This is a genomic window from Halanaerobium polyolivorans (genome assembly GCF_020711195.1).
GTDB classification, from domain to species: domain Bacteria; phylum Bacillota; class Halanaerobiia; order Halanaerobiales; family Halanaerobiaceae; genus Halanaerobium; species Halanaerobium polyolivorans.
The window spans coordinates 51383-77237 of the sequence record NZ_JAJFAT010000001.1 but is presented as its reverse complement, the minus strand read 5'-3'; the positions used below and the strand labels follow the sequence as shown (position 1 = coordinate 77237).

26 protein-coding genes and 1 tRNA gene are annotated in these 25855 nt (G+C 36.7%); 1 reads left to right on the top strand and 26 read right to left on the bottom strand.

The annotated features are described in order from the left end of the window. Positions 1-4 precede the first annotated feature (4 nt). The 19 genes from LJ207_RS00415 to LJ207_RS00325 all read right to left on the bottom strand — a co-directional run bounded on the left by LJ207_RS00415 (position 5) and on the right by LJ207_RS00325 (position 20702). Positions 5-646, bottom strand: a complete 642-nt coding sequence (locus LJ207_RS00415) for a site-2 protease family protein (RefSeq protein ID WP_229342997.1) — start codon at positions 644-646, stop codon at positions 5-7. A 23-nt stretch (positions 647-669) separates the two neighbouring features. Beyond that, complete coding sequence (locus tag LJ207_RS00410) at positions 670-2316, bottom strand: tRNA nucleotidyltransferase/poly(A) polymerase family protein (RefSeq protein WP_229342994.1); 1647 nt, start codon at positions 2314-2316, stop codon at positions 670-672. Between the two features lie 60 nt (positions 2317-2376). After that, entirely contained in the window at positions 2377-3705 is a 1329-nt protein-coding gene (locus tag LJ207_RS00405; protein WP_229342992.1) for a nicotinate phosphoribosyltransferase, read from the bottom strand. Positions 3706-3726: 21 nt separating this feature from the next. Next, positions 3727-5031, bottom strand: coding sequence for a pyrimidine-nucleoside phosphorylase (locus LJ207_RS00400; protein ID WP_229343450.1), 1305 nt, complete (start codon positions 5029-5031; stop codon positions 3727-3729). 15 nt (positions 5032-5046) lie between these two features. Next, a complete protein-coding gene (locus tag LJ207_RS00395) occupies positions 5047-5859 on the bottom strand; it encodes a purine-nucleoside phosphorylase (RefSeq protein WP_229342990.1) in 813 nt (270 codons plus the stop codon). A 16-nt stretch (positions 5860-5875) separates the two neighbouring features. Continuing rightward, the gene (locus LJ207_RS00390; RefSeq protein WP_229342988.1) at positions 5876-6979 is read right to left on the bottom strand and encodes an aminopeptidase; all 1104 of its coding nucleotides are present in this window, start codon (positions 6977-6979) and stop codon (positions 5876-5878) included. Between the two features lie 19 nt (positions 6980-6998). After that, on the bottom strand, positions 6999-8183 hold the full coding sequence (locus LJ207_RS00385; protein WP_229342986.1) for an endonuclease Q family protein: 1185 nt from the start codon (positions 8181-8183) through the stop codon (positions 6999-7001). Continuing rightward, the gene (locus LJ207_RS00380; protein WP_229342984.1) at positions 8183-8716 is read right to left on the bottom strand and encodes an NUDIX hydrolase; all 534 of its coding nucleotides are present in this window, start codon (positions 8714-8716) and stop codon (positions 8183-8185) included. Before LJ207_RS00380 ends, LJ207_RS00385 begins: the two co-directional genes overlap by 1 nt. Positions 8717-8732: 16 nt before the next feature. After that, complete coding sequence (spo0A, locus tag LJ207_RS00375; RefSeq protein WP_229342982.1) at positions 8733-9521, bottom strand: sporulation transcription factor Spo0A; 789 nt, start codon at positions 9519-9521, stop codon at positions 8733-8735. 13 nt (positions 9522-9534) lie between these two features. After that, positions 9535-11250: a DNA repair protein RecN gene (gene recN, locus LJ207_RS00370; RefSeq protein ID WP_229342980.1), complete on the bottom strand. Its 1716-nt coding sequence runs from the start codon at positions 11248-11250 to the stop codon at positions 9535-9537. 17 nt (positions 11251-11267) lie between these two features. Beyond that, the gene (locus tag LJ207_RS00365; RefSeq protein ID WP_229342978.1) at positions 11268-12122 is read right to left on the bottom strand and encodes an NAD(+)/NADH kinase; all 855 of its coding nucleotides are present in this window, start codon (positions 12120-12122) and stop codon (positions 11268-11270) included. After that, on the bottom strand, positions 12115-12954 hold the full coding sequence (locus tag LJ207_RS00360; protein ID WP_229342976.1) for a TlyA family RNA methyltransferase: 840 nt from the start codon (positions 12952-12954) through the stop codon (positions 12115-12117). Before LJ207_RS00360 ends, LJ207_RS00365 begins: the two co-directional genes overlap by 8 nt. Further along, complete coding sequence (gene dxs, locus LJ207_RS00355) at positions 12933-14855, bottom strand: 1-deoxy-D-xylulose-5-phosphate synthase (protein WP_229342974.1); 1923 nt, start codon at positions 14853-14855, stop codon at positions 12933-12935. Before dxs ends, LJ207_RS00360 begins: the two co-directional genes overlap by 22 nt. Continuing rightward, entirely contained in the window at positions 14848-15411 is a 564-nt protein-coding gene (locus LJ207_RS00350) for a hypothetical protein (RefSeq protein ID WP_229342972.1), read from the bottom strand. Before LJ207_RS00350 ends, dxs begins: the two co-directional genes overlap by 8 nt. 638 nt (positions 15412-16049) lie before the next feature. Then, on the bottom strand, positions 16050-16934 hold the full coding sequence (locus LJ207_RS00345) for a polyprenyl synthetase family protein (RefSeq protein ID WP_229342970.1): 885 nt from the start codon (positions 16932-16934) through the stop codon (positions 16050-16052). Between the two features lie 3 nt (positions 16935-16937). Next, positions 16938-17192 (bottom strand): exodeoxyribonuclease VII small subunit, encoded by a 255-nt coding sequence (gene xseB / locus LJ207_RS00340; RefSeq protein ID WP_229342968.1) that lies wholly within the window; start codon positions 17190-17192, stop codon positions 16938-16940. Then, positions 17185-18441 carry an exodeoxyribonuclease VII large subunit gene (xseA, locus tag LJ207_RS00335; RefSeq protein WP_229342965.1) on the bottom strand — a complete coding sequence of 419 codons (1257 nt, stop codon included), beginning with the start codon at positions 18439-18441 and terminating at the stop codon, positions 17185-17187. Before xseA ends, xseB begins: the two co-directional genes overlap by 8 nt. Positions 18442-18456: 15 nt before the next feature. After that, complete coding sequence (gltA, locus tag LJ207_RS00330; RefSeq protein ID WP_229342963.1) at positions 18457-19872, bottom strand: NADPH-dependent glutamate synthase; 1416 nt, start codon at positions 19870-19872, stop codon at positions 18457-18459. Beyond that, positions 19872-20702 (bottom strand): sulfide/dihydroorotate dehydrogenase-like FAD/NAD-binding protein, encoded by an 831-nt coding sequence (locus tag LJ207_RS00325; protein WP_229342961.1) that lies wholly within the window; start codon positions 20700-20702, stop codon positions 19872-19874. The genes gltA and LJ207_RS00325 overlap by 1 nt, the downstream gene beginning before the upstream one ends. A gap of 208 nt (positions 20703-20910) precedes the next feature. On the opposite strand from LJ207_RS00325, the gene LJ207_RS00320 reads away from it, so the two are divergent. Beyond that, positions 20911-20997 (top strand) — tRNA-Leu (locus tag LJ207_RS00320). 60 nt (positions 20998-21057) lie between these two features. On the opposite strand, the gene LJ207_RS00315 is transcribed toward LJ207_RS00320, so the two are convergent. The 7 genes from LJ207_RS00315 to efp all read right to left on the bottom strand — a co-directional run bounded on the left by LJ207_RS00315 (position 21058) and on the right by efp (position 25812). Next, positions 21058-22257, bottom strand: coding sequence for a pyridoxal phosphate-dependent aminotransferase (locus LJ207_RS00315; protein WP_229342959.1), 1200 nt, complete (start codon positions 22255-22257; stop codon positions 21058-21060). A gap of 119 nt (positions 22258-22376) precedes the next feature. Next, positions 22377-22778: a transcription antitermination factor NusB gene (gene nusB / locus LJ207_RS00310; protein WP_229342957.1), complete on the bottom strand. Its 402-nt coding sequence runs from the start codon at positions 22776-22778 to the stop codon at positions 22377-22379. A gap of 21 nt (positions 22779-22799) precedes the next feature. Continuing rightward, positions 22800-23036 carry a DUF2273 domain-containing protein gene (locus tag LJ207_RS00305; protein ID WP_229342954.1) on the bottom strand — a complete coding sequence of 79 codons (237 nt, stop codon included), beginning with the start codon at positions 23034-23036 and terminating at the stop codon, positions 22800-22802. 12 nt (positions 23037-23048) lie between these two features. Then, complete coding sequence (amaP, locus tag LJ207_RS00300) at positions 23049-23588, bottom strand: alkaline shock response membrane anchor protein AmaP (RefSeq protein WP_229342953.1); 540 nt, start codon at positions 23586-23588, stop codon at positions 23049-23051. A 42-nt stretch (positions 23589-23630) separates the two neighbouring features. Further along, positions 23631-24056, bottom strand: a complete 426-nt coding sequence (locus tag LJ207_RS00295; RefSeq protein WP_229342951.1) for an Asp23/Gls24 family envelope stress response protein — start codon at positions 24054-24056, stop codon at positions 23631-23633. Between the two features lie 44 nt (positions 24057-24100). Then, positions 24101-25228, bottom strand: a complete 1128-nt coding sequence (locus LJ207_RS00290; RefSeq protein WP_229342949.1) for an NAD(P)/FAD-dependent oxidoreductase — start codon at positions 25226-25228, stop codon at positions 24101-24103. 20 nt (positions 25229-25248) lie between these two features. Next, positions 25249-25812, bottom strand: coding sequence for an elongation factor P (gene efp / locus LJ207_RS00285; RefSeq protein WP_229342947.1), 564 nt, complete (start codon positions 25810-25812; stop codon positions 25249-25251). Positions 25813-25855: the final 43 nt, after the last annotated feature.

The window sequence follows — 25855 nt, the reverse complement described above, 5'->3', positions numbered from 1 at the left end:
CTCATTAAAGCAGTATATTATACATTGTATTAACAATTGGTCTTAAAATGGACCATAAAATTCCTGTATAAGCTAAGATCATTATCAAGATCATCCCATATGGACCTTCCAGTTTTCTAATATATCTATCAAATTCAGCTGGTAAAACACCTCTTAATATTTTTGAACCATCCAGAGGTGGTACGGGAAGTAAATTAAAGATTCCCAAACTCAAATTAATGATTACCGAAAGCTGAATAAAGACAAAAAATGTTTGGACTAAATTACCATAGCCTGCCTGCTGCAGCTGTAAAAGGGTATTGGCACTGAAAAATACCACCAGTCTGCCTGTCATTGCAAAAACAAAGGCTAAAAAGAAATTGGCTGCTGGACCGGCTATACTAACCAGCATCATTCCCCTGCGGGGATTATTATAGTAATTTGGATTAATCGGTACCGGTTTAGCCCAACCAAACCTTCTTGTGATCAATAAGACCAGACTCCCCATAAGATCTAGATGGGCCAGAGGATTTAAGGTTAATCTACCCTGATTTTGAGGAGTTGGATCTCCAAGTTTATAGGAAACATAACCATGAGAAAATTCGTGTAATGAAAGTGAAAAAAGTAAAACTGGAATTAATAACATCAACTCAAATATTGTATTCATTTAAATCACCTCTTCTAAAGCCTCTAATTATACTGATTTTCAATTAAATTTTCAGCATAATTTAAGGCTGATTGTCTATCCTTAAATTTATTTCTTAAAATCTGATCTCTAACTTTAAGCAGTATTTCTTTTATTTCAGGTCCCTGTTTTAAACCCATTGCCAATAAATCATGACCGTTGATTGGGATTTTAACTTCCTCTCTTTTTTTAAGATGGAAAAAGATCTCTTCCACAAATTTTTGTTCATAATTTATCACTGCTGCCATTATTAATTCTTCCGGATGATAGTTCTCTAACTTTCTGTACTTTAAAGCAGGGTCAGCAAGTAGATAAAAGTTTTTATCTATTTTTTCCCACTCTTTATGAATAAATAGCTTAGCTTCATATTCAGAGATAGGCCACTGCTTTATTTTGCTTTCTTCTCTATTATAAAACAAAATTATAAGTCTGACAAGAAAGTGTTTTACCTTTAAATCATTTTCTCTGCTGATGGCAAGCAGTTTTTCTCCTTTGAGGAAATTTGCATCTTTACTCATATCTAATTCAAAATCATTTTCAATTAATTTTAAAACAGGAATTTGATTTAATAATATTGCTGAAAATTGAGAAATATCCTTTTTGGCTTTAAAGAGGTATTTTAGTTCTGTAAAAACTCTTTCTACTGCCAGATTTTGATAATCATAAAGTTTGAGTGATTTTTTACTTAATTCCATACTTTCTGCACTGAGTTTAAAATCTTTTAATATCTGAAAACGAATCCCCCGTAAAATCCTGAGGGGATCATCTCTAAAACTGTAGTTATGAAGAACATTAAGCATCTTATTTTTCAGATCATAAATAGCTCCAAAAAAATCATAGACTATGCCCTTCCGTTTAGGATGAAGGTCCATAACCAGAGTGTTAATGGTAAAATCACGCCTGTATAAATCTGAAAAAAGATCGGCCTTTTCTACCAGGGGTAAAGAACCGGGAAAATGATATTTTTCCTCTCTACAGCTGGCAATATCAATCGAATATCCATATTTATTATGCAAAAAACCGGTAGAAAATTTATTATTATAATCATATTCAAAAGCTTTTTTCTCTTTAAGGTGGATAAAAAATGCTTCTAAATCACCTTCTAATAAAAGGTCAAGATCTTTGTTTAAAGATAGGTCGATCAAAAGATCTCTTACTTGGCCTCCAACCAAATAGAGATTATAGCCGAGCTCTGCAGCTTCTTCGGCCAGCATTAAAATAAATTCTCGCCTTTTTTTAGGTAAATAATCTAAGAGATCTATTTTGTAATGGAGAAAAGAAGCCTGATTATGATTATTTTTTTGATATTTTTTTAATAGATCCAGACCTTTAACTATATCTATCCCCAGCTCTGCATATTTTTCGCGGCTCAGGTGAGGAACTTTATATTCACCTGCTACAACTTTCTGCAGAAATTCTATTTTTTTCTCCAATAGCTGAATACTTTCTTTATTAAAATAGATATTTTTTTGGTCAACCAAATAGTAGTTTTCAGAGTGATATTTAAGCTCAGCTGAATCAATTCTTAAACTTAGCTTTTTAAAATCAACCTCAGTTAGATTATTAATTTTAATTATCATTCCCTGATGGTGATAATATTCTTCTGCCATAGAGCTTAATATTCTATTTAATAAATTATTGCTCTTTTTCATAAAAAGTCCCCACTTCAAAAAGACTGCCTCAGTTGAGACAGTCTCATATATTAACTTAAACTATTCAATCTCACTCAAATCAACTTTTTCTAAATTCGGATTGCTGGCTGGAGAACGGCCAACCTTGGCCATTTCTTTCCATTTCCCGTCTACTTTTACCCTAACTACATCTGCAGTATAATCATTTTTGGTATCCTCTGCTCCACAGTTAGATAAAAGCCAGCTGCCAACCCCATAAATATCAACCGGTACCTGAGAAGATTCAAAACGATCTATTTTTTGGGGAGTAAAACCACCTGTAGCAATAATCTTTACATCTCTGCAGAATTTTTTAGCTCTGCTGATATCCCCGGGCTGAAGGTCCCAGCTTTTATAAGCATTATCAATAGCTTTACGAAGGTTAAAGATCAGGCGTGCATTTACCCCATTATCTAATTCCTTTTTCCCCAAGGGTTGAACACTTTCATCTCTTAAATCTGATGAATTATCAGGTCTAACCCCAAATAATCTATAGCGTTGGGCCTCTTCTTTTTCACCTGCTTTTAAAAGACTGATATATTTGTTGAACATGGTTTTTAAAACCTTTAAAGTTGTAGCTACACAATCATTGTCAAAATCAACCAGAGCAATTCTATTTACATTCAGGGGCATCAAGCGGCAGAACTGCAGCATAGCCTCTGCTGTATCACCTAAAAAGGAGGCCACATAAGAATGACTGATCGTTCCTCCACCCTTACCTCCCCACCAGGCACCCTGTTCATCAGTTGATATAAAGCGGCCTGTATTGGTATCATATTCATTGTTATAGGCATTTACCCCCAATGAATAGGCATAACCATGCATTGCCTGTAATTTATAGTGGGTAAATCTAGCCGGAAAAAACAAAATATCCTTACCCCTAGCTGCAACCATTACCTTATAGACATTTGTTGCAATTCGAGAAGCTTCGGTTAAAGAACCGAGTATCGGTGTTTCTAAAATAGAAAAATCTCGATAGCGGCCCCTGATCTTTATTACCGGTTCAACATTATGGGGATTACCATTATAAAAAATCTTTTCACCATCATGACAGGCTTCAACTTCTAATTCAGAGGAAGTATTAACAAAATTTCCAGCTTCATCTTCATATCCTGTTGCAGTTTTTAAAATAGATAATGCTTCATCGATCCCACCAGCTATACAAAATGGTTGACGTCTGGGAAAGATTTGTAGTTCAACTTCAATATCTCCTATATTCTGACCTTTAAATTCATAACCCTCTTTAGAAAGCTCTTCTAAAATTCCAGCTATATTGCGAAAATAAACATCAGAATACCAACCAGCTGCCATCCTTTCTCTATCAAGCTGAAATAATTCGGTTTCTAGACGTTCCCCATTAAAAATAGTCATAAACTCACCTCTAAATATCTTTTATGTAATTTTTTCATAAATTAAATCTTTAGCTTTTACTTTAGTTTGAGAATAACTATATGCAGCTGTAAGTTTTGCTTTTGCTTCTGCCAGATTTTTTTCATCATTAACATGCAGCAGAGCTAAGGTATCACCTTTAGTAACCCGATCAGCAATTTTTTTCTTTAACTCTACTCCAACTGCCAGATCTATCTCAGACTCTTTGTTTTCTCTACCAGCCCCTAAAAGCATTGCTGCCAGGCCAACTTTTAAGGCATCTAGCTCTTTTATATAGCCATCTTTTTGGGCCTTAATTTCCACTTTTTTTTCTGCAGTCGGAAATAATGAGTAATCATCGATAACTGCTGGATTACCTTCCTGAGCAGAAATCATCTGCTTCAATTTTGCCAGGGCCTGACCATTATTCAGCTTTTCCCTTAAAATTGCTTTAGCTTCAGCATGATCTTCGGCCTGACCGGCAAGTTCGAGCATCCCTGCTCCTAACTCAAGACAGAGTTCTCTTAAATCAGCAGCACCTCTACCCTTTAAAGTCTCTATCGCTTCTTTAACCTCTAAGGCATTACCAACCGCATAACCAAGCGGCTGACTCATATCTGTAATATAGGCAGCAGTATCTCTACCTATTTCTCTACCGATTGCAACCATTGCTTTAGCCAGCTTTTTTGCTTCTTTTAAATCCTTCATAAAAGCTCCACTACCTGTTTTTACATCAAGCATAATTGCATCTGCCCCACCAGCAATTTTTTTAGACATAATACTGCTGGCGATCAAAGGAATAGATTCTACAGTTGCAGTAACATCTCTGAGAGCATATAATTTTTTATCTGCAGGAGTTAAATTACCACTCTGACCAACAACAGCTATTCCATGTTGATTAACATTATCAAAAAATCTATCCAGATTTAAAGCTGTATTAAAATCAGCAATTGAGTGTAATTTATCAATGGTACCTCCGGTATGACCAAGTCCTCTACCCGACATTTTTGCCACCGGAATTCCGGCACTGGCTACCAGTGGTGCCAAAATCAGGGTTGTAGTATCTCCTACCCCACCTGTACTGTGTTTATCAACTTTTTTACCCTTGATTTGACTTAAATCGATCATATCACCAGATTCAGCCATAATCATCGTTAGATCAGCTGTTTCTTCAGCATCCATAGACTGAAAATAGACCGCCATTGCCCAGGCAGAAATTTGATAATCGGGGATCTCTCCCTCAACATAACCATCGATTAAAAATTCGATTTCTGCTCTGCTTAATTTTTGTCCTTCTCTTTTCTTATATATTATATCATATGCACGCATCATTAAACCCTCCAGCTAGATCTTTTTTATAATATCTTGCATTAATTTAATAAAATCTACCTTAACTCTTTCTGCAGTTTCTACTACTTCACTGTGATCTAGAGGCTGGGCTAAAATACCGGCAGCCATATTGGTAATACAGGAAATACCAAGCACTTCTATCCCCATATGACGGGCTACAATCACTTCAGGTACTGTTGACATCCCCACAGCATCTGCCCCAACTGCAGCTAAAAATTTGATTTCTGCAGGGGTTTCATAACAGGGTCCTGACATAGCAGCATAAACACCTTTACGAATCAGCAGCGAATTATCTTTTGCCGCTTCTTCTGCAACTGCAATTAAATCTTTGCTGTATGCTTCTGTCATATCAGGAAATCTAGGCCCATATTCGGCCAGGTTTTCACCCCTGAGTGGATTATCACCAATAAAATTAAGATGATCAGAGATCAGCATAAATTCTCCCGGAGAATAATTGCTGTTAACTCCTCCAGCTGCATTTGTTAAAAGCAGTTTTTTTATCCCTAATTCTTTCATCACTCTAACCGGCAGGGTTAATTTTTCCATCGAATATCCCTCATAATAGTGGAACCGACCCTGCATGGCAATTACTTTTTTGCCGGATAATTCACCGATAACAAACCTACCTGTATGACCTTCAACTGTAGAGCTGGGAAAATTATCTAATTGATCATAATCGATCATAGTTGGCTCATCTATTTCTTCAGCCAATACACCAAGCCCTGAGCCTAATATAAGTCCGATTTCTAGCTGATAATCTATCTTTTCTAAAATTTGAGCAGCATTATTTTTAATGTCTTCAATCATTTTTGCCCTCCTAAACTTAAATTATGAAACTACCATCACGGTAAATTAGTTCACCATCAGCATAAATTTCTCCCCCGTTTTTCATATCACAGAGCATATCCCAGTGAATGGTGGATATATTTTCTCCCCCAGTTTCTGGATAACTGCGGCCTAAAGCTAAATGAATTGTCCCACCTATTTTTTCATCAAATAACATATTTCTGGTGAATTTATCAATTCCCTGATTACAGCCAACTGCTACCTCACCAACATAACGGGAGCCCTCATCTGTTTCCAGCAGAGAATGAAGTAGTTCTTCACCCTTAGCTGCAGAAGCATCAACAACCCGGCCTGCTTCAAATTCTAATCTAATATCCTCGATTTCTTTACCACTATAAATTCCGGGAAAAGAAAACCTTATTTTACCCTCAACACTATCTTCGATCGGACCGGTAAATACTTCTCCACCAGGGTAATTTTCCTTACCCTTATCTGCTATCCACTTTCTACCACCTACCTTAAGCTTCAAATCTGTATCTTCAGCTAAAAAGTGGAGTTCTGATTTCTCTGCTAATATCTCGGCTATCCTTTCTAATTCCTGACCAAATTTGCTCCAGTAGGCAACCGGATCTTGTCTGTTCAAATGACAGGATTGATAAACAAATTCCCTGTAATCAAGCAGTGACATCCCAGCTTCCTGGGCATCAGCCTGGGTTGGAAACTGACAAACATTCCAGTTTAAACTACCCTCTGCAGCCCTTTTGAGCATTATTTCTGTAATTTCTTTTTTAGCTAGGGTTCTTGCCTTTATCTTTTCAGGATTTACAGAAGCCAAATTTTTGGTATTATTATGGCCTAAGATCTTCAGAGTTGCATCCACATTTTCGATCAAATATTTTAAATAGGGAGAAGAGTAATTAAGCTGAGATTCTCCAGCAAATTTATAGAATAATTCTTCTTGTTCAGGTATAGTTGTGATTATTAAAGGATGAGCACCGATCTTTAAAGCCTTTTTATAGACCTCTTTGATCAATTCAGTTGAAACATTTTCTCCCTGAATCAAGATCTCATCACCTTTTTTTAATTCTAGTGAATAATTTACTAATACATCTGCATATTTTATAAGTTTTTGATCTGCCATGATAACCTCCTTTTTGTGCTTAAAAAATAACCTTACCGTATTTGCCTCCCCCACCAGATTGAAAGCTAAATTCTTTTTTTCTGGCCTTAGCAATTTTTTTATAAATTCTACTGCTGAGACAGCTCTTTAATTTTTCAGAACTAATTTTGTGCAGTACATCCATCTCACTGCCACAATTGGCTAATATTTTTTGGATTGTTTTCTTCCCAATCCCGGGAATATCCAGCAGTGGAACCTGATAAATATATTGAGGTCTGTGAGCTGGGCTCTGAGCTTCTTTTTGGGGAGCTATTGCTAATATTCTATCTTTTACCCCTAAAACCAGCTTTTCCTTACCACAGCTGGGACAGCTGAGAACCGCCTCAGGCTGAGTAAAAACCCTTTTACATTTTTCACAAAAAGAACGGTGGTATTTGCCAAGCTCAGGATTTAAACCATAATTTTTGCTGATTTTTCTTCCTTCTTCCCGCTTTAAAACTTTAATAAATTCTTTATAATTTAATTCTTCCATTTGAAATATATTATATTCTCTGGCTATTTTGGGTAATGAATGAGCATCAGAATTACTTAAAAAACTTTTTGCCTGCAGTTCAGGCAGCAGATCAGCCATCTTAGTATCAGCACTTAAACCTAATTCTACTGCTGGTATTTCTTCCCACTCTGCAGTGCTGAAAAGTTCGGTATAGCTCTGAAAAGCCCTCCCATAAAAACTTTTATGGGGTGTAAAAATATGGGCAGGAATCAATATTCCACCGTGGAAACTAACAATTTTTAAAATTTCTTTACCTGTTAAAGCTGCAGCCTGAGAACTTAAAGTAATATTAGAAATATAATTATCCATTGTGCTGCTGAATGCTTTAATGTTTTTTATTTTTGGAAAAAAGGCCATATAATGAACCTGGCCGCCATTTTCTTCTCGGCTTTCTATTTCTGCTCCCAAAAGCACAAGCAGAGAGTCTTTATATAAGATTCCACCCTTTTTGAGCTCTTTCATTTCTCCTTTAGCCAGCATTTCTTCAATATCTTTTAAAACTACCGGTGAAGCACAGTCGATTATCCCGATTAAATCAAGTCCTTTTTTAAAAGCAGCTTCTGCTAATATATTGGGGAAATTAAGTTTAGCTGAAGCTGTTATTTTAACGGGACTGCCATCACTAGCTCCCCCAATATGAATATGAAGATCGGCAAAAAACTCCTTTAACATTAAAGATCACCAAGATAATGCATAACAGAGATCAAGGTTTTACTGTCCTTAAGCTCACCATTTTTAAAAAGCTCTTTTAATTCTGCTTTGCTTTTAGGCACAACTTCTATATATTCTCCTTCTTCTAATTCTCTACCAACATAGGAGAGTTTTTCTGCTTGAAATATATAGATGCATTCTGTACTATAACCAGGGGTTGGATAAAATTTATAAAGCTCGGTGAATTTTTCTGCCTGATAACCGGTTTCTTCTCTCAGTTCTCGGGCAGCACATTCTTCTAGATCTTCCCCTATTTCCAATTTACCAGCTGGGATTTCATAAATAACCTCATCAACCGGATATCTGTATTGTTTGATTAAAAGCACTTTGCCTTCCTCATTTTCGGCCAGGACTGAAACACCTCCACTATGTTCAACCACTTCCCGAACCGATGTGAGACCATTTGAAAACTCCACCTGATCTTTATTTAAATTTAAAATATTACCTGAATAAATTCTTTCTCCACTAACTTTTTGCTCCTGCTTGATTTCCATTATTAACCTCCAACTATTAAACGTTATTTTCTATCTTAATCTTATCCGCAATTCTAGCTACAAACTGAGAATTAGTCGGTTTATTATTTTCTTCCTGCATATTATTGGCAAAATATTTTGCTAAAGCTTCTTGATTACCTCTGTCCCAGACAACTTCGATTGCATGTCTGATTGAGCGTTCAACCCTGCTTGAGGTAGAATCAAATTCTTCTGCAACCATCGGATATAATTTTTTAGTTACTGCTCCTAAAATATCCATATCTTCGATTACAAGTTCAACCGCATATCTAATATAATGATATCCTTTGATATGAGCTGGAATGGCCATCTCATGCAAAATAGAGGTTATTAAAGCTCTGATATCTTCTTTTGCCATAACTTTTTCTTTTTTACCCTGATACTTAACACTTTTTTGACTTTCGATCTCAGGTTCCATCAGCTGCCTGATCCTCATTGCCAGTTTATCTAAATCAAAAGGTTTCATAATATAATAATCTACTCCCAGCTGAATAACCTTTTTCATCATCTGATCATGACCAAAAGCTGTTAAAGCAATTATTTTCATTTCCCTTACTCGGTCTTCACTATTTAATTCTTCTAAAACTCCCATTCCATCTAAATGGGGCATAATTAAATCTATAATTAAAACATCTGGACTTTCTTTTTCAGCCAGCAAATCTAGAGCTTCTTCTCCATTATGAGCGATTCCAGCTACATTAAAATCTTCATTCATCTCTAGAAATTCTGCAAGCAGCTGACAAAATTCTTTATTATCATCAACGATAAACACATCTATAGTTCCCATTTTACTTCCCCCTTCAATTTTTGGATTTACTCATCTTAACTGCTGTATACTCTTTGGCAGCCATATCCAGCATTTCTTCAGCATGAGCAATCGTTTTCTCTGTCATTTTAGTTCCACCAATCATCCTTGCTATTTCTTCTACTCGCTGCTGCTCAGCTAAGGAATGGATATGGGTATAGGTTCTGTTTTTACCCTTTTCCTTTTTAATTAAGTAATGATGACTGCCTGCAGTAGCAATCTGGGGTAAATGAGTTATACAAATAATTTGTCTGTTTTTTGAAATATTGACTAGTTTTTCTGCCATCCGAGCAGCTGTTTCTCCACCAACTCCACTATCTACCTCATCAAAAACCAGGGTATCAACCTGATCCAGACCGGCAGTAATAGTTTTTAAAGCCAGCATAATTCTTGAGATTTCTCCACCTGAAGCAATTTTACTCAAAGGCCGCAGTTCTTCTCCCTTATTAGGTGAAATTAAAAACTCTACCCTGTCAATTCCATTTTCTCCTAATTCTTTTTTCTGAAAAGAAAGTTCGAATCTAACATCTTCCATTGCCAAATCCTGCAGTTCATTACTCAGCTTAGTTTCGAATTCTCCGGCTCTTTCTTTTCTCACTTCAGATAATTTTTCTGCTTTTTTAGTTAATATATTTTTAAGCTCATTTTTTTCTTCTTTGATCTGAGCTATTTTTTCTTCAATATTTTCTAATTTTTTCTTTTTTGCTTTCACTTCTGCTAAATAATCAAGTATTTCTTCAACACTATCTCCATATTTTCTAAATAAGGAGTTCAACAAATCAAGCCTATCAGCAATTAAACTTAGCTCTTCTTCATCATAATTAAAACTGCTGCAGTAATCTCCCAATTCAAAGCTAAATTCTTCTAAGCTATAATAAATATCGGCAAAACTTTTATTTAATTTAGCCAGATTTTTATTATAATCTTTAAGTGATTCCAGCTTGTTTTTTAAAACTGCCATCCTATCCAGCAGTCCCTGGGAACTATAATCATCACCACTGATAGCATTTAAAACCTCTGTGGTATTTTGATATATTTCTTCACCGTGAGAAAGTGATTGATATTTTTCTTTTAAGGCCTGATATTCCCCAGGCTTTAATCCTGCTTTTTCTATTTCATCAATCTGAAAGTTTAAGATATCAAGTTCTCGAACTCTTTCTGCATCATCAATATCTATTTCAGTTAATTCTTTATTTAATGCCTGATATTTGGCATAATTTTCTTTGATAAATTCTTGCAGAGCTTCGATTTCAGACCCGATAAAAGCATCTAAGATCATCAAATGAGAAGCTTGATCTAAAAGCAGCTGATGTTCATGTTGACCGTGAATATCTATTAAATAACGGCTGATCTTCCTAACCATCCTTAAGGTTGCCAGCTGACCATTAATCAGGGTTCTATTCCGGCCGTTTGCTTTAATTTCTCTGGCAATCAAAATTCCGTTTTGCTCTTTTTCTACCCCTGCCTCAGCCAAAATATCATTGATTATTTCCAGTTCAGAGGGTTGAAAAAAAGCAGAAATATAGGCTGCATCTTTAGCAGTTCTAATCACATCTGTGCTAGCTCTAGCTCCCAGTAAAAGATCTAGAGCACCTATAATTATCGACTTACCTGCTCCTGTTTCTCCACTTAAAATATTAAGTCCCTGTTTAAAATTAATATTAACCTGATCAATTAAAGCAAAGTTTTTTACCTGTAGGTCACTGAGCATCATTTACCTCCTGTCAGCTAAGCTAAATCCATCTTCTCTTTAATGGTGGTATAAAAAGTTCTGTCCGGTAATTTTAAAATACAGAGGTCTTGATCGGCAGCACTAATAAAAATCTCGTCTCCAGGAACTATTTCATCATTAAATCTGCCATCAGCACTACCTTTGATGGTTTTGCCATCACTATCTATTCTAATTCTGATTTCTTCAAGATCAGAAATTACCATGGGTCTTAAGTGTAAGTTATGAGGACAAATTGGAGTGATTAAAATCGCCCTTACCTGTCTGGGATTAATGATCGGTCCACCTGCAGAAAGGGAATAAGCGGTAGAACCGGTAGGAGTAGATATAATTAGTCCATCTCCTCGATATTTATTGACTAATTCATTGTTAATATATAGTTTAATCTGCAGCATGTGTGAATCAGGAGACCGATTGATTACATAATCATTAAGGGCATAATGGCTGGATATCGTTTTACCCGCTCTGATCAGTTTAGATTTAATCATCATTCTTTTTTCTACTTGATAATTGCCATTTGAAATCATCTCAAGCACTTTTTCTACCTCATCAGTCTCAACATCGGTTAAAAAACCTAAATGACCAACATTTATGCCTAAAAGAGGTATCTCACTACCTATAAAATTGTGAGAGCTGTGTAAAAAAGTCCCATCTCCTCCAATTATAATAACATAATCTGCTTCCCGAAGTATCTTATCATAATCAGCCTCTTTTGCTTCTCTATCTAACTGGAGAGCAGAACTCTCTTCGATTAAATAATCTTTATCCCTTTTTTCAAACCATTTGATAGCTCTTTTTGCAATTGCAAATGCCTCTTTTTTATCCTGATTTAAGATCAAAGCTGCCTTATCCATACTTACCTCCCAGCTTATTATGAGCAGTCTTAACTGTATGCTTAACTTTATTCTGCCATTTCTCTAAAGCAAAAGCTTCTATTTCATCTTCAGCAAGATATTTTAAATGAATTAAATACTCTATATTTTTACTGCTGGCCCCTGTAATTGGCGAATAATCTAAAGCTAAGGGGAGAAAAGAATTTTCAAGAAAAAATTCACTTAAAGAATTAATAACATCCTGATGAACAGCTGGATCTTTAACTACCCCATTTTTACCTACCCTTTCTCTACCAGCTTCAAACTGAGGTTTAATCAAAGCAATAAAGTCTCCCTCTTTTTCTAAAAATCTTTTTACTCCCTCTAAGATCAAGCGCAAAGAAATAAAGGAAACATCTGTCACAATCAGGGGAACTTCTAGATCTAATTGCTTTTTATCTAGATAACGAAAATTACACCTTTCCAGTACAACCACCCGCTCATCCTGCCTTAACTTCCAGGCTAACTGCCCATAACCTACATCAATGGCATATACCTTTTGGGCACCATGTTTTAAAAGACAGTCTGTAAAACCACCTGTTGAAGCACCAATATCAAGGGCAGCTTTAGCGTCTACATCAACAGCAAAACTTTTTAGGGCTTTTTCTAATTTTAGACCACCTCTAGATACATAAGGGTTTTTATCTCCCCTAATCTCTATCTCGGCATCTTTAGTGATCTGAGTTCCTGCTTTATCTTCCCGCTGACCATCAACAAAAACCAGACCGGCCATAATAGCTCTTTTTGCCCGGGAGCGGCTTTTAAATAAACCTCTTTCGGTAACTACTATATCTAGTCGTTCTTTTTGGGCCATAAAGATTTTGCCTCCCTGTTTTGATCAAGCATCTGCAGGGCATTTTTAAGTATTCCTCTGCCATCTAAATCATATTCAGCTCTCTTTTCTGCCATTTCACCCTGAGTTACAAATTGATCGCTAATCCCAAGCCGCTTAATTTTTGGCTTTTTAAGCTCTTTATCATTAAGCAGTTCCAAAATAGCTGAAGAAAATCCACCTGCTAAAACCTGTTCTTCCACAATCAAAATATTTTCAGAGCCTGCAGCTGCTTTTAAAATCATCTCTTCATCCAGAGGCTTGACAAATCTGCTGTCAATTAAAGCTGTTTGATAGCCATTATTATTTAAAATTTCTGCTGCCTTTTGGGCTGGATAAACTGTTGAACCAACAGCAATTATTGTCAGTTTGGTCTCAGCCTTGACTGCAATTAATTCTTCAGCTCGGCCAATTTCTATTTCTTTAAATTCTTTGGGCTCATAATTACCATTGACACTACCTCTTGGGTAGCGCAGAACTGCTGGGCCCTGATAATTTACAGCAGTATAAAGCATATCCTGGAGTTGATCTGCATCTTTAGGTGCCATTAAAACTAAATTGGGAATAGGGCGCAAAAAGGAAAAATCGAATACCCCCTGATGGGTTTCACCATCATTACCAACTATCCCAGCCCTATCCAGGGCTAAGGTAAGATCAACATTCTGGATTGCTACATCATGGATCACCTGATCATAGGCCCTCTGCAAAAATGTAGAATAAATTGCACAGACTGCCTTTAAACCACCTTTGGCCAGACCTGTACTCATAGTAACAGCATGCTGTTCAGCTATTCCCACATCATAAAGCCGCTCTGGATATTTTTCAGCAAAGATGTTCATCCCTGTTCCAGCAGGCATCGCAGCTGTAACCCCTACAATTTTATCATCTTCAGCAGCCAGTCTGCTTAAACTTTCTCCAAAGACCTGACTGTAGCTTGCTTTATCTTTTCTCTTTTTAGTGCTGCCGTCTTCGATATTAAAAGGACCTACCCCATGAAATTTATCCGGATTTTCTTCTGCTGGTAGATAACCCTTCCCTTTTTTGGTCACTACATGCAGTAAAACCGGGCCAGAAAAATCTTCTGCTTCTTTAAAATACTTTATCAATTCTTCAATATTATGACCATCAATTGGTCCTAAATATTTAAAACCAAACTCTTCAAACAATACTCCTTGAATAAAACTGTACTTAAGGGCATCTTTGACCCTTGAAACCGTATTGGAAACCGTACTGCCTATCCGAGGAATCTTATTAATGAGAAATTCTATATCTTCTTTGGCCCTTTTAAATTTAGGATCACTGCGGAGATTAGATAAATAATTAGAAAGGGCACCAACATTCCCGGCAATAGACATTTCATTGTCATTTAAAATAACATTAATATCTGCCTGAATATCTCCGGCATGATTTAAGGCCTCAAAAGCCATCCCACCTGTTAAAGAACCATCTCCAATAACTGCATAAATATCTCCCTTAGCTTGGAGCTGTTTTTTAGCTAAGGCCAGTCCACAGGCTGCAGAAATTGAAGTACTGCTGTGTCCCACTCCCATAATATCATGGGGACTTTCTCCACATTTAGGATAACCACTTATTCCATTTTTCTGTCTTAAACTATTAAAACAATCCCGGCGTCCGGTTAAAATTTTGTGGGTATAGGCCTGATGACCTACATCCCAGATTATTTTATCCTGAGGACTATTTAAATAATAGTGCAGGGCCATCGCCAATTCTACTGTACCCAAATTGGAGGCTAAATGACCACCGGTTAGAGCAATATTTTCGATTAAAAATTCCCTGATCTCAGCTGCTAATTCATTTAATTTATTAAATTTAACTTTTTTAAAATCATCTAAACCATTAATCTCCGCTAAATAATTACCCATTATTTCCCCCTCTTTTAAATAAAGCAATTAGATAAGAAAATGATCTAATAAATATAGCCATAATTTTACCGCTCACAAAGATGATTTCATTTGATTTTTTTATCCCATAATATTTAAAAAAAGCTTTACCGCCAACTGTAAGTGCTGAAGCCAAACCAATAATAACTAAACTGCTGATAAAAAAGGAATATTGATAGAGTTCAGATAACTGCAGGGCAATTACTGCACCTGTAGCACCACTGATGGTACCACAGATATCACCTACAATATCACACATTATACTGGCCACTTTATCCCCATTTTTAGAAAGATAAAGGGCTGTTTTGGCTCCAAAAACCTTTTTAGCTGCCCTGGCATTAAAGGGCTCATCTCTGGAGACAGTTGCTGCAACACCTATCATATCTGCTAAAACACCGACTATTATAATAATTAACAGTATTATTACTGCCATCGGTAAAGATACGAACTGTACCTGTGTTTGTGACACAGAGCTAACACCTACCGCGATAAAAAACGTTAATATAGCAATAATAATACTGCTTCTAAGATTATCCAAAAAAAATACACCTCAATTTATTTAAATAACAGATGGTAATATGACAGATAAATGCTGTACCATAGGTCCAGTAGGTTTTCCCCCGCAATACCCGAATGTCACCACTCAGGTGATTTCTCTTTAAATTCCGGCTGTAGGGTCTCCCTCTACAGAACTGGATTGCCACTAAGAGCACACTTTAATCCCTGTCATACCCTGAACAAACAGACAGTCTAGAAGTTTTCCTTAACAGCACTTAACTATTCCCTAGCTTCTTTTGCAGTAAAAGTTTCCAGCAGGTTCCACAAAGAGCTGGATCCAAACTCATTTGTTTTGCTACTGTCTCCAGTACCACTTCAAAGCAGGCTACACTACCAAACCTTGCGGTTTAAGCAGGTGAACCCGATTTCGCTATATAGTATATGACAAAACCAGACCTCCACGGGAAAGGGGTCAACGCCCACATGCCATTGTGGATCGCCCCAAACCCTTAACTTCCCTTAACAGCCCCCGACTGGGCGTCAGAAGCTGTCAAAAGAAACTTCATCGATATGCCTTTTGACGGATTTTTAGGCCCGCCTTCAAGAATAGTGTGCTGACTAGAATACTGCACCATCCGTATTTTTATTAATTATAACATATTATGATATACCCTTCAATTAATGCTGACGGCTTAAAAGATAATCGACCAGCATTATTAGTACTTCTGCCTGCTCTTCAAATATGGCTAGTGATTCTTTAGCTTTTTGAGCATGATCTAAAGCTGCCTTTTTCGCTCCCTCAATACCTAAAAGTTTGGGATAGGTTGATTTATCAAGCTCTTCATCACTACCAACATTTTTACCAAGTTTTTCAGTATCACCTGTTAGATCAAGCAGATCATCAACAATTTGAAATAGAACTCCTAAATTGCTGGCATATTCTTCTAAGGCCGCTTTTTCTGCTTCAGAGTAGATTGAGCAGTAAACTCCACTCAAAACTGAGGCCTTGATCAAAGCTCCGGTTTTGGCAGCATGGATTTTCTGCATTTCAGCTAAGCTCAATTCTTTTTTTTCTGCCTCTATATCAAGGGTCTGTCCACCCACCATACCCTGTCTGCCTGAATTAACAGCGATCAATTTAATAATCTCAATCTTTTTGGCTGGCTCTAGTTCAAGCCCGGCTAAAATCTCAAAGGCATAGGTTAAAAGTGCATCACCAGCTAAAATGGCTTTGGCTTCACCAAAAACAAGGTGGTTTGTTTTTTTACCCCGCCGCAGTTGGTCATCATCCATTGCCGGTAGATCATCATGGATCAAAGAATAACTGTGGATCATTTCCAGAGCAGAACCGCTTTTTAAGGCTGCCTGATAATTGCCTTCTAAAAGCTCAGCTGTTAAGAGGGTTAAGATCGGTCTGATCCTTTTTCCCCCTGAAAGCAGGGTATAGCGCATAGCTTCACTTAAATCAGGAGCAAGTTCATCCTCTTTAAGCTCAATTAACTCTGCTAAGGTTTTTTCTAATTCAGCAGCTTTTTGCTTTAAGATTACTTTCAGCTCATCCATGCTCTAATCCACCTCGATCTCATCAGCAAAGGGTTTTTCTTGACTAAACTCATCGCCTTCTTTTAACATGATCTCAACTTTTTTCTCGGCCTTATCAAGCTTATCATGGCAAAATTTAAGCAGTTTCATTCCTCGGCTGAATTCTTCTAAGGTCTTATCTAAGGAAAGACCACCTTTTTCTAATTTATCTACTATTTTTTCTAAGTCTTCTAAAGCTTTTTCAAAATCTAAATCTGCTTCAAATTTTTCTTTACTCATTCAATTCACCTGCTTTTTCTGTGGAGTTTACCTGCAGCTCAGCTCTACCATCACTTAATCTGGCTGTTAAAAGATCTCCACTTTTTATATTATCAATTGAATTCACAGTTTTTTCTCTCTGGTCCTGTAAAATGCTGTAACCCCTCTCTAGGGTTTTTAAAGGACTTAAATTACTCAGCTTCTGCTGCAGTAAATTATATTTATTTTCCCAGCTCTGCAGCTGTTTTTCAATTTGATGGTTTAAAGTTCTTTCTAAGTTATCGAGTTTTAATTCATAATCTCTAAAGATTTCTTCCGGACGCATAAATATTCTGCGTTCAGCAATACTCTTAATTTTCTGCTGTTTTTGTTTGATCTCATTTGTAGTTGTATTGAGCAGCCTCTGGCTTAAGCTTTTAAGCTTATCTAAAATTTCTTCTCTATTGGCTGTGGCAAGTTCTGCTGCAGCAGAAGGAGTTGGAGCCCTTAGATCTGCAACAAAATCGGAAATACAGAAATCACTTTCATGACCAACTCCACTGATTACCGGCAGTTTGGAGTTGTAGATGGCCCTGGCAACCTCTTCTTCATTAAAAGCCCAGAGGTCTTCAATTGAGCCCCCACCTCGACTAACAATAATCAGATCTATATCATCTCTGCTGTTTAAGTATTCGATTGCTTTTTTTATTTCACCGGCAGCATGTTTACCCTGGACATGAGTGGGAACTATTAAAACCGAAAAGTCTCCACTTCTTCTTTTCATCACAGAGAGTATATCCCTGATTGCTGCCCCGGTCGGCGAAGTAACTATGCCAATTTTGCTGGCCAGTTTGGGAATCTCTTTTTTGTGTTCAGCCTCAAATAGTCCTTCTGCTTTTAAGGCCTTTTTTAGTTTTTCATAAGCAGCATAAAGGTCTCCCTTTCCTGCTTCTTCCATCTCCCTGGCATAAAACTGATATTCACCCCGCTGAGGGTAGATATCGAGATTGCCCCTGGCAGTAACCTGCATCCCATCTTCTGGCTCAAAATCAAGACTGGAATTATAGCCTTTAAACATCACTGTTTTAAGCTGGGTATTCTCATCCTTGAGGGTAAAGTACATATGACCTGAGCCGTGATGATAAAAGTTCGATATTTCTCCTGTTATATAAAAGTCAGAAAGAAGAGTATCTTCTTTGATTAAGCTTTGAAGATACTCGGTAATTTCTTGAACTGTATAAATCTTTTTTTCTTCTTTGCTGAAAAGATTCTCTCCATATAAATTAGACATATATATCAGCCATTTCTATTTATCAGATTTATTTAACAAATATTCTTTGATATTTTTTGCGGCAGTTTTACCTGCTCCCATAGCTTTAATAACTGTTGCTGCACCGGTTACAACATCACCACCGGCATAGACACCTTCTCTACTTGTCTGCTGATTATCATCTACCTTGATTCCACCCCAGCTTTTAGTTGCTAGATCTTTGGTGTTTTTAGTTAAAAGTGGATTAGGATTTGTCCCGATAGCAATAATAGCGGTATCTATATCCAGCATCCAGTTGGAACCTTCAATAGGAATCGGTCTTCTTCTTCCTGAATCATCTTTTTCTCCCAATTCCATCTCTACACATTCCATTTTATCAACTCTACCCTGATCACCGTGGATCTCTACCGGATTATTTAAGAGTTTAAAGATTATGCCCTCTTCTCTGGCATGTTCTATCTCTTCACTCCGGGCCGGCATCTGTTCAGCTGCCCGCCTGTAGACTATGTAGACATTCTCAGAACCCAGTCTTTTAGCAGTTCTGGCAGCATCCATCGCAACATTCCCTCCCCCAACAACCGCAACTTTATTACCTACTTTAACCGGGGTTTTGTATTCGGGATATTTAAAGGCCTTCATTAAATTAACCCTGGTTAAAAATTCATTGGCAGAATAAACACCATTTAGATTTTCACCTGGAATACCTAAAAATCTTGGTAAACCGGCTCCAACCCCGATAAATACAGCTTCATAGCCTTCTTCAAAAAGCTCATCTATGGTAATGGTTTTACCAACCAGTACATTTAATTTGATTTCAACTCCCAGTTCTTTAATAGCCTCTACTTCTTGATCAACAATTTCTTTGGGCATTCTAAATTCAGGAATCCCATAACTTAATACCCCACCAGTATCATGGAGGGCTTCAAAGATTGTTACCTCAAGCCCAAATCTAACCAGATCAGCTGCTGCAGTTAAACCAGCAGGTCCGGCTCCAATTACTGCAACCTTTCTGCCTTCCAGCTCCGGTATTTTATTTTTTTCTATTTCTTCTTTTGAAGACTTATCTGTACCCCGCTGCATATTATAGTCGGCTACATATCTTTCCAGCCTTCCTATCGCAACAGGTTCAAATTTATTGCCCATTACACAAACAGCTTCACACTGTTCTTCCTGGGGACAGACCCGACCACAAACTGCAGGTAGATTATTTTTAGATTTAATAATTTGATTTGCTTTTTCTACATCTCCATCTATAATAGCCTGAATAAAATCAGGGATTGGCACCTCAACTGGACAGCCATCTACACATGGTTCATCTTTACACTGCAGACATCTTTTCGCTTCCTGAAGGGCTTCTTCATCAGTATATCCATAAGGAACTTCTTCAAAGTTATTTATTCTTTCTTCTGCTTTTTGTTCTTGCATTGAGGTCTTTTTTTTCTGCATAGCCATTAAATTTCCTCCTTAACAGCATTATCTTTTATCTCTTCCTCTTCGTTTGTATAGAAACTTAATCTGTTCATTAGTTCAGCAAAATCAACCTGGTGGGCATCAAAAGAAGGCCCATCAACACAGGTAAACTTGGTTTCTCCACCAACTGTGATTCTACAGGCTCCACACATCCCTGTTCCATCAACCATGATCGCATTTAAACTAACTATGGTTTCTATACCATATTCTTCGGTCATATCTGCCACTGCTTTCATCATCGGAACCGGTCCGATTGCTACTACCAGATCAATACCTGTTTCTTCTTCCAGCAGATCTTTAAGTATATCTGTTACAAAGCCATGATGGCCATAACTGCCATCATCTGTAGCAATATATAATTTATCACTGAATTTTCTTAAATCATCTTCCAGTATAATTAAATTCTTGGTTCTGGCACCTGTAATACTAATTACCTCAGCACCCATTTCGTAAAACCCCTTAACCTTAGGATAAAGGAGAGCTGTTCCGGTACCGCCACCGAGTAAGACTACCTTTTCATAGCCTTCCATATCGATATGGTGGCCCAGAGGCCCAACAATATCTCGGATTTGATCACCTTTTTCCATCTTACCCAGCAGTTTGGTAGAATAACCTACTTCCTGAAAAATAATTGTGATACTGCCCTTTTCACGATCATAATCAGCCACAGTAAGTGGGATCCTTTCCCCTTTTTCATCAACCCTTAAGATGATGAAATTACCTGGCTGAGTTTTTTCGGCGATTAAAGGTGCTTTAACCGTCAACTTTTTGATTGTTGGTGCTAATTTTTCTTTTGCCAATACTTCGTACATAATTACCCTCCTGTGCATTAATTTTTTTGTCTACTGCCCTATTGTATAGTTCTTTGTATTTATGCTTAATCCCTTTAAAATTTCCTGAAAAAATTTTATATTCAAAAAATATAATATATTGCTTAAAAAAGAACTCCTTTTTAAAAGTTCAAACAACTATTTGAGCTTGACAAATAAGCTGATTTAAGTTAAAATATTCTTTGTCAGAGCGAAAGTGGCGGAACTGGCAGACGCGCTAGATTCAGGGTCTAGTGGTCTCACGACCGTGAGGGTTCGAATCCCTCCTTTCGCACCATCTTAGTTTAAATGTATTTAAAGAGCAGTTAATACTGCTCTTTTTTTCTTTTTTAAAAACTTAATTTAAGTCATTAACAAATTTTTTAATCCTTAACAGACCTGCTTCTATTTTTTCTTCACTTAAGGCAAATGATAGCCTGATAAAATTATCCATTCCAAAAGCAATTCCGGGAACTACCGCAACCTTTGCATTTTTAAGCAGCAGATCAGCAAAGCTAAGTGAATCACTTATCTCTTCTCCCTTGATCTTTTGCTTGAAAAGAGCTGAAATATCGATGAAAAAATAGAAGGCACCAGCCGGTTTTATGGCCTTTAAATAAGGAATATCGGCCAATAATTCTGCCAGCAGATCTCTTCTTTTTTCATATATAGTTCTCCGTTCAGCCACTATATCAGCTAAATCATGATTAGTTAAGGCTTCAGCACTTGCATACTGAGCAATGGTATTAACATTAGAAGTGGTATGACTTTGAATTTTTGCCATATTATTTATCCATTCTTGATTGGCATAACCAAAACCAACCCTCCAGCCTGTCATCGAATATGTTTTTGACATTCCATTAACAATTAGAATTCTATCTTTGAGATCAGGACAGAGTTCTATAATTGATTTAAATTCTAGTCCATCATAAAGCAATTTATCATAAATCTCATCACTGATGATAAAGATCTCTTCTTTTCTTAATATATCGATCAATACTTCAAGTTCTCTTTGAGAATAAAAATGTCCATCTGGATTTGAAGGAGAGTTTAAAATAATTGCTTTGGTGTTTTTATTGAGGCTCTTTTTTAATTCAGCAGCAGTAAGCTTATATTCATTTTCAAATTTTGTCTCAACAAATACCGCCTTACCACCTGCTAACTTAACCATCTCTGGGTAGGAAACCCAGTAAGGCTTTGGGATTAAAACCTCGTCTCCTTTGTTTAAAATAGCCTTTAGACCATTAAATAAAACCTGTTTACCACCATTGCAGACAATAACTTCTTCTGGAGAATACTGGAAATTATAGTCTTTGGCAAATTTGTCTACAACTGCCTTTTTTAATTTAGGTAGGCCTGAAGCAGAAGTATAACCCGTATAGCCTTTATCCATTGCCTTAACAGCAGCAGATTTTATAAAATCTGGAGTAGGGAAATCGGGTTCACCTGCCCCAAAACTTATAATATCTTCACCCTTCTCGATCAGTTTATTTGCTTTACTGCTCACCGCAATAGTTTTTGATTCTTCTACTTCTGCTATACTAGCTGAATAATCCATTTACTGCACCCCATTTATTTAAATATTAATATGAAAATGGCTAAAATTTTTTACCTAAATAAAATATAACATAAAATGGGCAATAAATAAAGAAAAATGAGGGCCAAGGCCCTCATTAATTAAGCAAATTTTGCAAGTATCCCATTAATAAATGATGGTGAGCGATCATCTGCAAATTTTTTAGCTATTTTAACCGCTTCATTAATAGCAACTCCAACCGGTATCTCATGTTGAATTTCATAAATTGCTATTCTAAGGATATTCCTATCAACAGCAGGCATTCTCTCTACTGTCCAGTCTATAGCCTGCTCATTTATCTGGGCATCTAAGATCTCTCTTTCTGTGATTACCCCTAATAAAAGCTCTTTGGCATAAATATCTTCCTTTGTCATCTCTTTTTCTGCTAGAAAATCTCTGAAGCTTTTGAGGGCACTTTCTAAGTCAAGCTTATTTCTAATATCAAGCCCGTAAAGAATTTGCAAAACCCAAATCCTCTGTTTATGTCTTGAAACCTTATCCATTCATAATTACCTCATTTCCAACTATTTAAACCTATCCGGTATTACCTTCATTATAACTTTTTTTATATCCTCTTCAAAGTTAATTCTCGAACCCAAATAATATCCCAGTAAAGTAGTTATACAGAGCAGTAGGGTTTTGAAAAAGCCAATTGTTAAAATTAAAATACCAACAATTAAGCCAATTACTGCCCCTGTAATTTTTTTAGGATTATTAGCTATATAGTTAGATAACCATGCTTTAAACTGCTTCATATCCATTTATATACCACCTCATCCGGATTTATTGGCTAAACTTTTATCTTTTTTTACATCATTAATACTTATCTGTACCTTTGCTACCTTAATACCTGTTGTCTGCTCAATATATTCTTTGAGATCTCTTTGAATATTTTCGCTAATTGAAGGTAGATCTCCGGGTACAGTAAGTCTGCCGCTGAGGGTTATTGTCAGACCAGCATCACTTTCATCAAGCTTGATCGAAATATCTTCCAATTTTTTGCGCTCATTAACCCTATCTTTGATTAAATTGGAAAGAGCAGCAATTGTAATTGATATATCTCCTGACTCTGAACTTAATAGTTTGGTCTGTTTGATCTTTTTATCTGTGAAAAATGGATAGATAAGAAAGAGTGCCATCACAAAAACAACCAGAAATCCAACTGCTGCCTGTAAGTTGTTGTGAGTTGCTCGAAGCAGATCTGTTAATAAATCGGCTGAGATCAGGCCAAAACTATATACTGAAAGAGTCAGCGTTAAAATTATAACCAGTAGAGCTATTATAAATGAAAAAATATTTTTTATTATTTTCATGGCATTACCCCCACTTCTTCTTTATTTTAGCTATAATCTAATTTAATCTTCTTCAGCTTCCTCAACAGTTTCTACCTCTACTTCATCTTCCTCGGGAAGATTAACACCCTGGACATGAACATTGATGGTCTTAACATTAAGGCCTGTCATACCTTCTACAGCTTCTTTAACATTATCCTGAATCTGCCAGGCTACATCTGGGATAGATTTACCATAATCGATGACAACATAAACATCGATTAAGGCCTCATCATCATTAACTTCTACCTTAACACCTTTACTGAGATTTTTTCTTCCCAACATATCTGCGATTCCACCGACCAGGCCACCACTCATTCCGGCAACACCCTCGATCTCTGTTGCAGCAAGACCTGTTATAATACTAACTACCTCATCAGCAATTTTAATTTTTCCTTCATCAACTTCTACTTCTTCATTTTCATTTAAATCTTTCTTTTCTTCACTCATAAATCTTTCCCCTCCCTATATACTATTCAAAAACTCAAAATCTTCTAGCCTTTGATCTCTGCAATCAGTTCTTTTTCGGCTTCATATTGACCAACTATAATGGCTCCGATTATATCTTGACCTGACTTGATAACCTTGACATAATTTTGATTATCAAGCAGAACCTCTGACTGGTAATTACCTTCTTTATTCAGCTCACCAACGGAAACTACATTTATGCCAGCTACCTTTAATTTATGGGTAGGAATATATCCCTCAAAACTGGCTTCCCGGCCGCTCATTACTGCTCCGGCTACCTTTCCCTGCTGAATAGAGGGCGGCCAAATTCCATAAAGCTTTTCCTTGAATTCGGCAATATCACCGGCAGCAAAAATGTCTTCTTGAGAGCTCTGCATCTTTTGATCTACCTTAATAGCTCTATTAACCTCGAGATTGCAATTTTCGAGCAGTTTGGTATTAGCTCTAATTCCGGTAGAAATTAAAACAAGCTCAGCTTCTAATTGATCATTTTCTAAAATAACCTTATTAACTTTATTTAACCCAGCAAAACCGACTGTTTTGGCACTACAGGTCACAGCTAGATATTCATTTTCAATTTTTTTCTGCAGTAATTTACCTGCTTTTTGATCTAACTGCATCGGTAATAGATATGGTGCAACCTCAAGGACTCTTGTCTTTAAATTTCTTTTGACAAGATTATAGGCTATTTCAAGGCCTAATAAACCTCCCCCAACTACAACAGCACTCTTAGCTTTTTCAGCAGCTTTATTAATAGTTTTTAAGTCTTCTGCAGTTCTTAAGCTAAAGATATTATCCAGTTCTGCTCCAGAAAAAGTTGGTACAAAAGGATGTGAGCCGTTGGCCAGCAGCAATTTATCATATTGATAACTTGCTTTTTTGCTTTTTATCAGCTTTTTACTGCTGTCGACCTCAATTATTTTCTCCTCTAAATGGAGGTCGATATCATTATCTTCAAACCATTTCTGATTATGGATTATAATATCTTCAACCTCAACTTCACCTGACAAACAATCTATTAGTCGGGGGCGGTAATAAAAGGGATAGCCTTCATCTGTAAAAATTGAGATCTGATCACCAGCTTTTCTATTTTTAAGAATCTCCTTAGCTGCGGTAACTCCGGCTGCTCCAGCACCAACAATTAAATAATCCATTCAATTTCCCCCTTTTTTCCCTATTTACTAATTCTCTCTACATAATCACCACTTCTGGTATCGATTTTGATAATATCCCCTTCATTGATGAATAAAGGGACCTGTATTTCAAGTCCGGTTTCCAGTGTTGCTCTTTTTGTACCACCAGAAACAGTATTTCCTTTAACACCTGGGGGAGTTTGTTCTACCTCTAATTCGACAAAAGTTGGTAGATCAATATCTATGGGACGTTTTTGATAAAGCGATATCTCAAGCTCCATATTTTCTTTTAAGTAATTTATCTTATCTCCCAGCTGCTCTTCACTTAAATGAAATTGCTCATATGTTTCATTATCCATGAAAATATAATCACTGCCATCCCAGTATAAAAACTGCATTTTCTTTTTATCAACATGGGCGGTTTCTACCTTTTCTCCTGCTTTAAATGTCTTATTGATTACATATCCTTCTTCAACATTTCTTAATTTGCTGCGGACAAAGGCACTACCGCGACCTGATTTAGAGTGCTGAAATTCCAGCACCTGATATACTTCTCCATCTAGTTCTATGGTTAAACCTGTATTGAAATCATTAGTTGATATCAAAACAACCACCTCCACTACTTTATTCTGAATTTAATTATAGCAG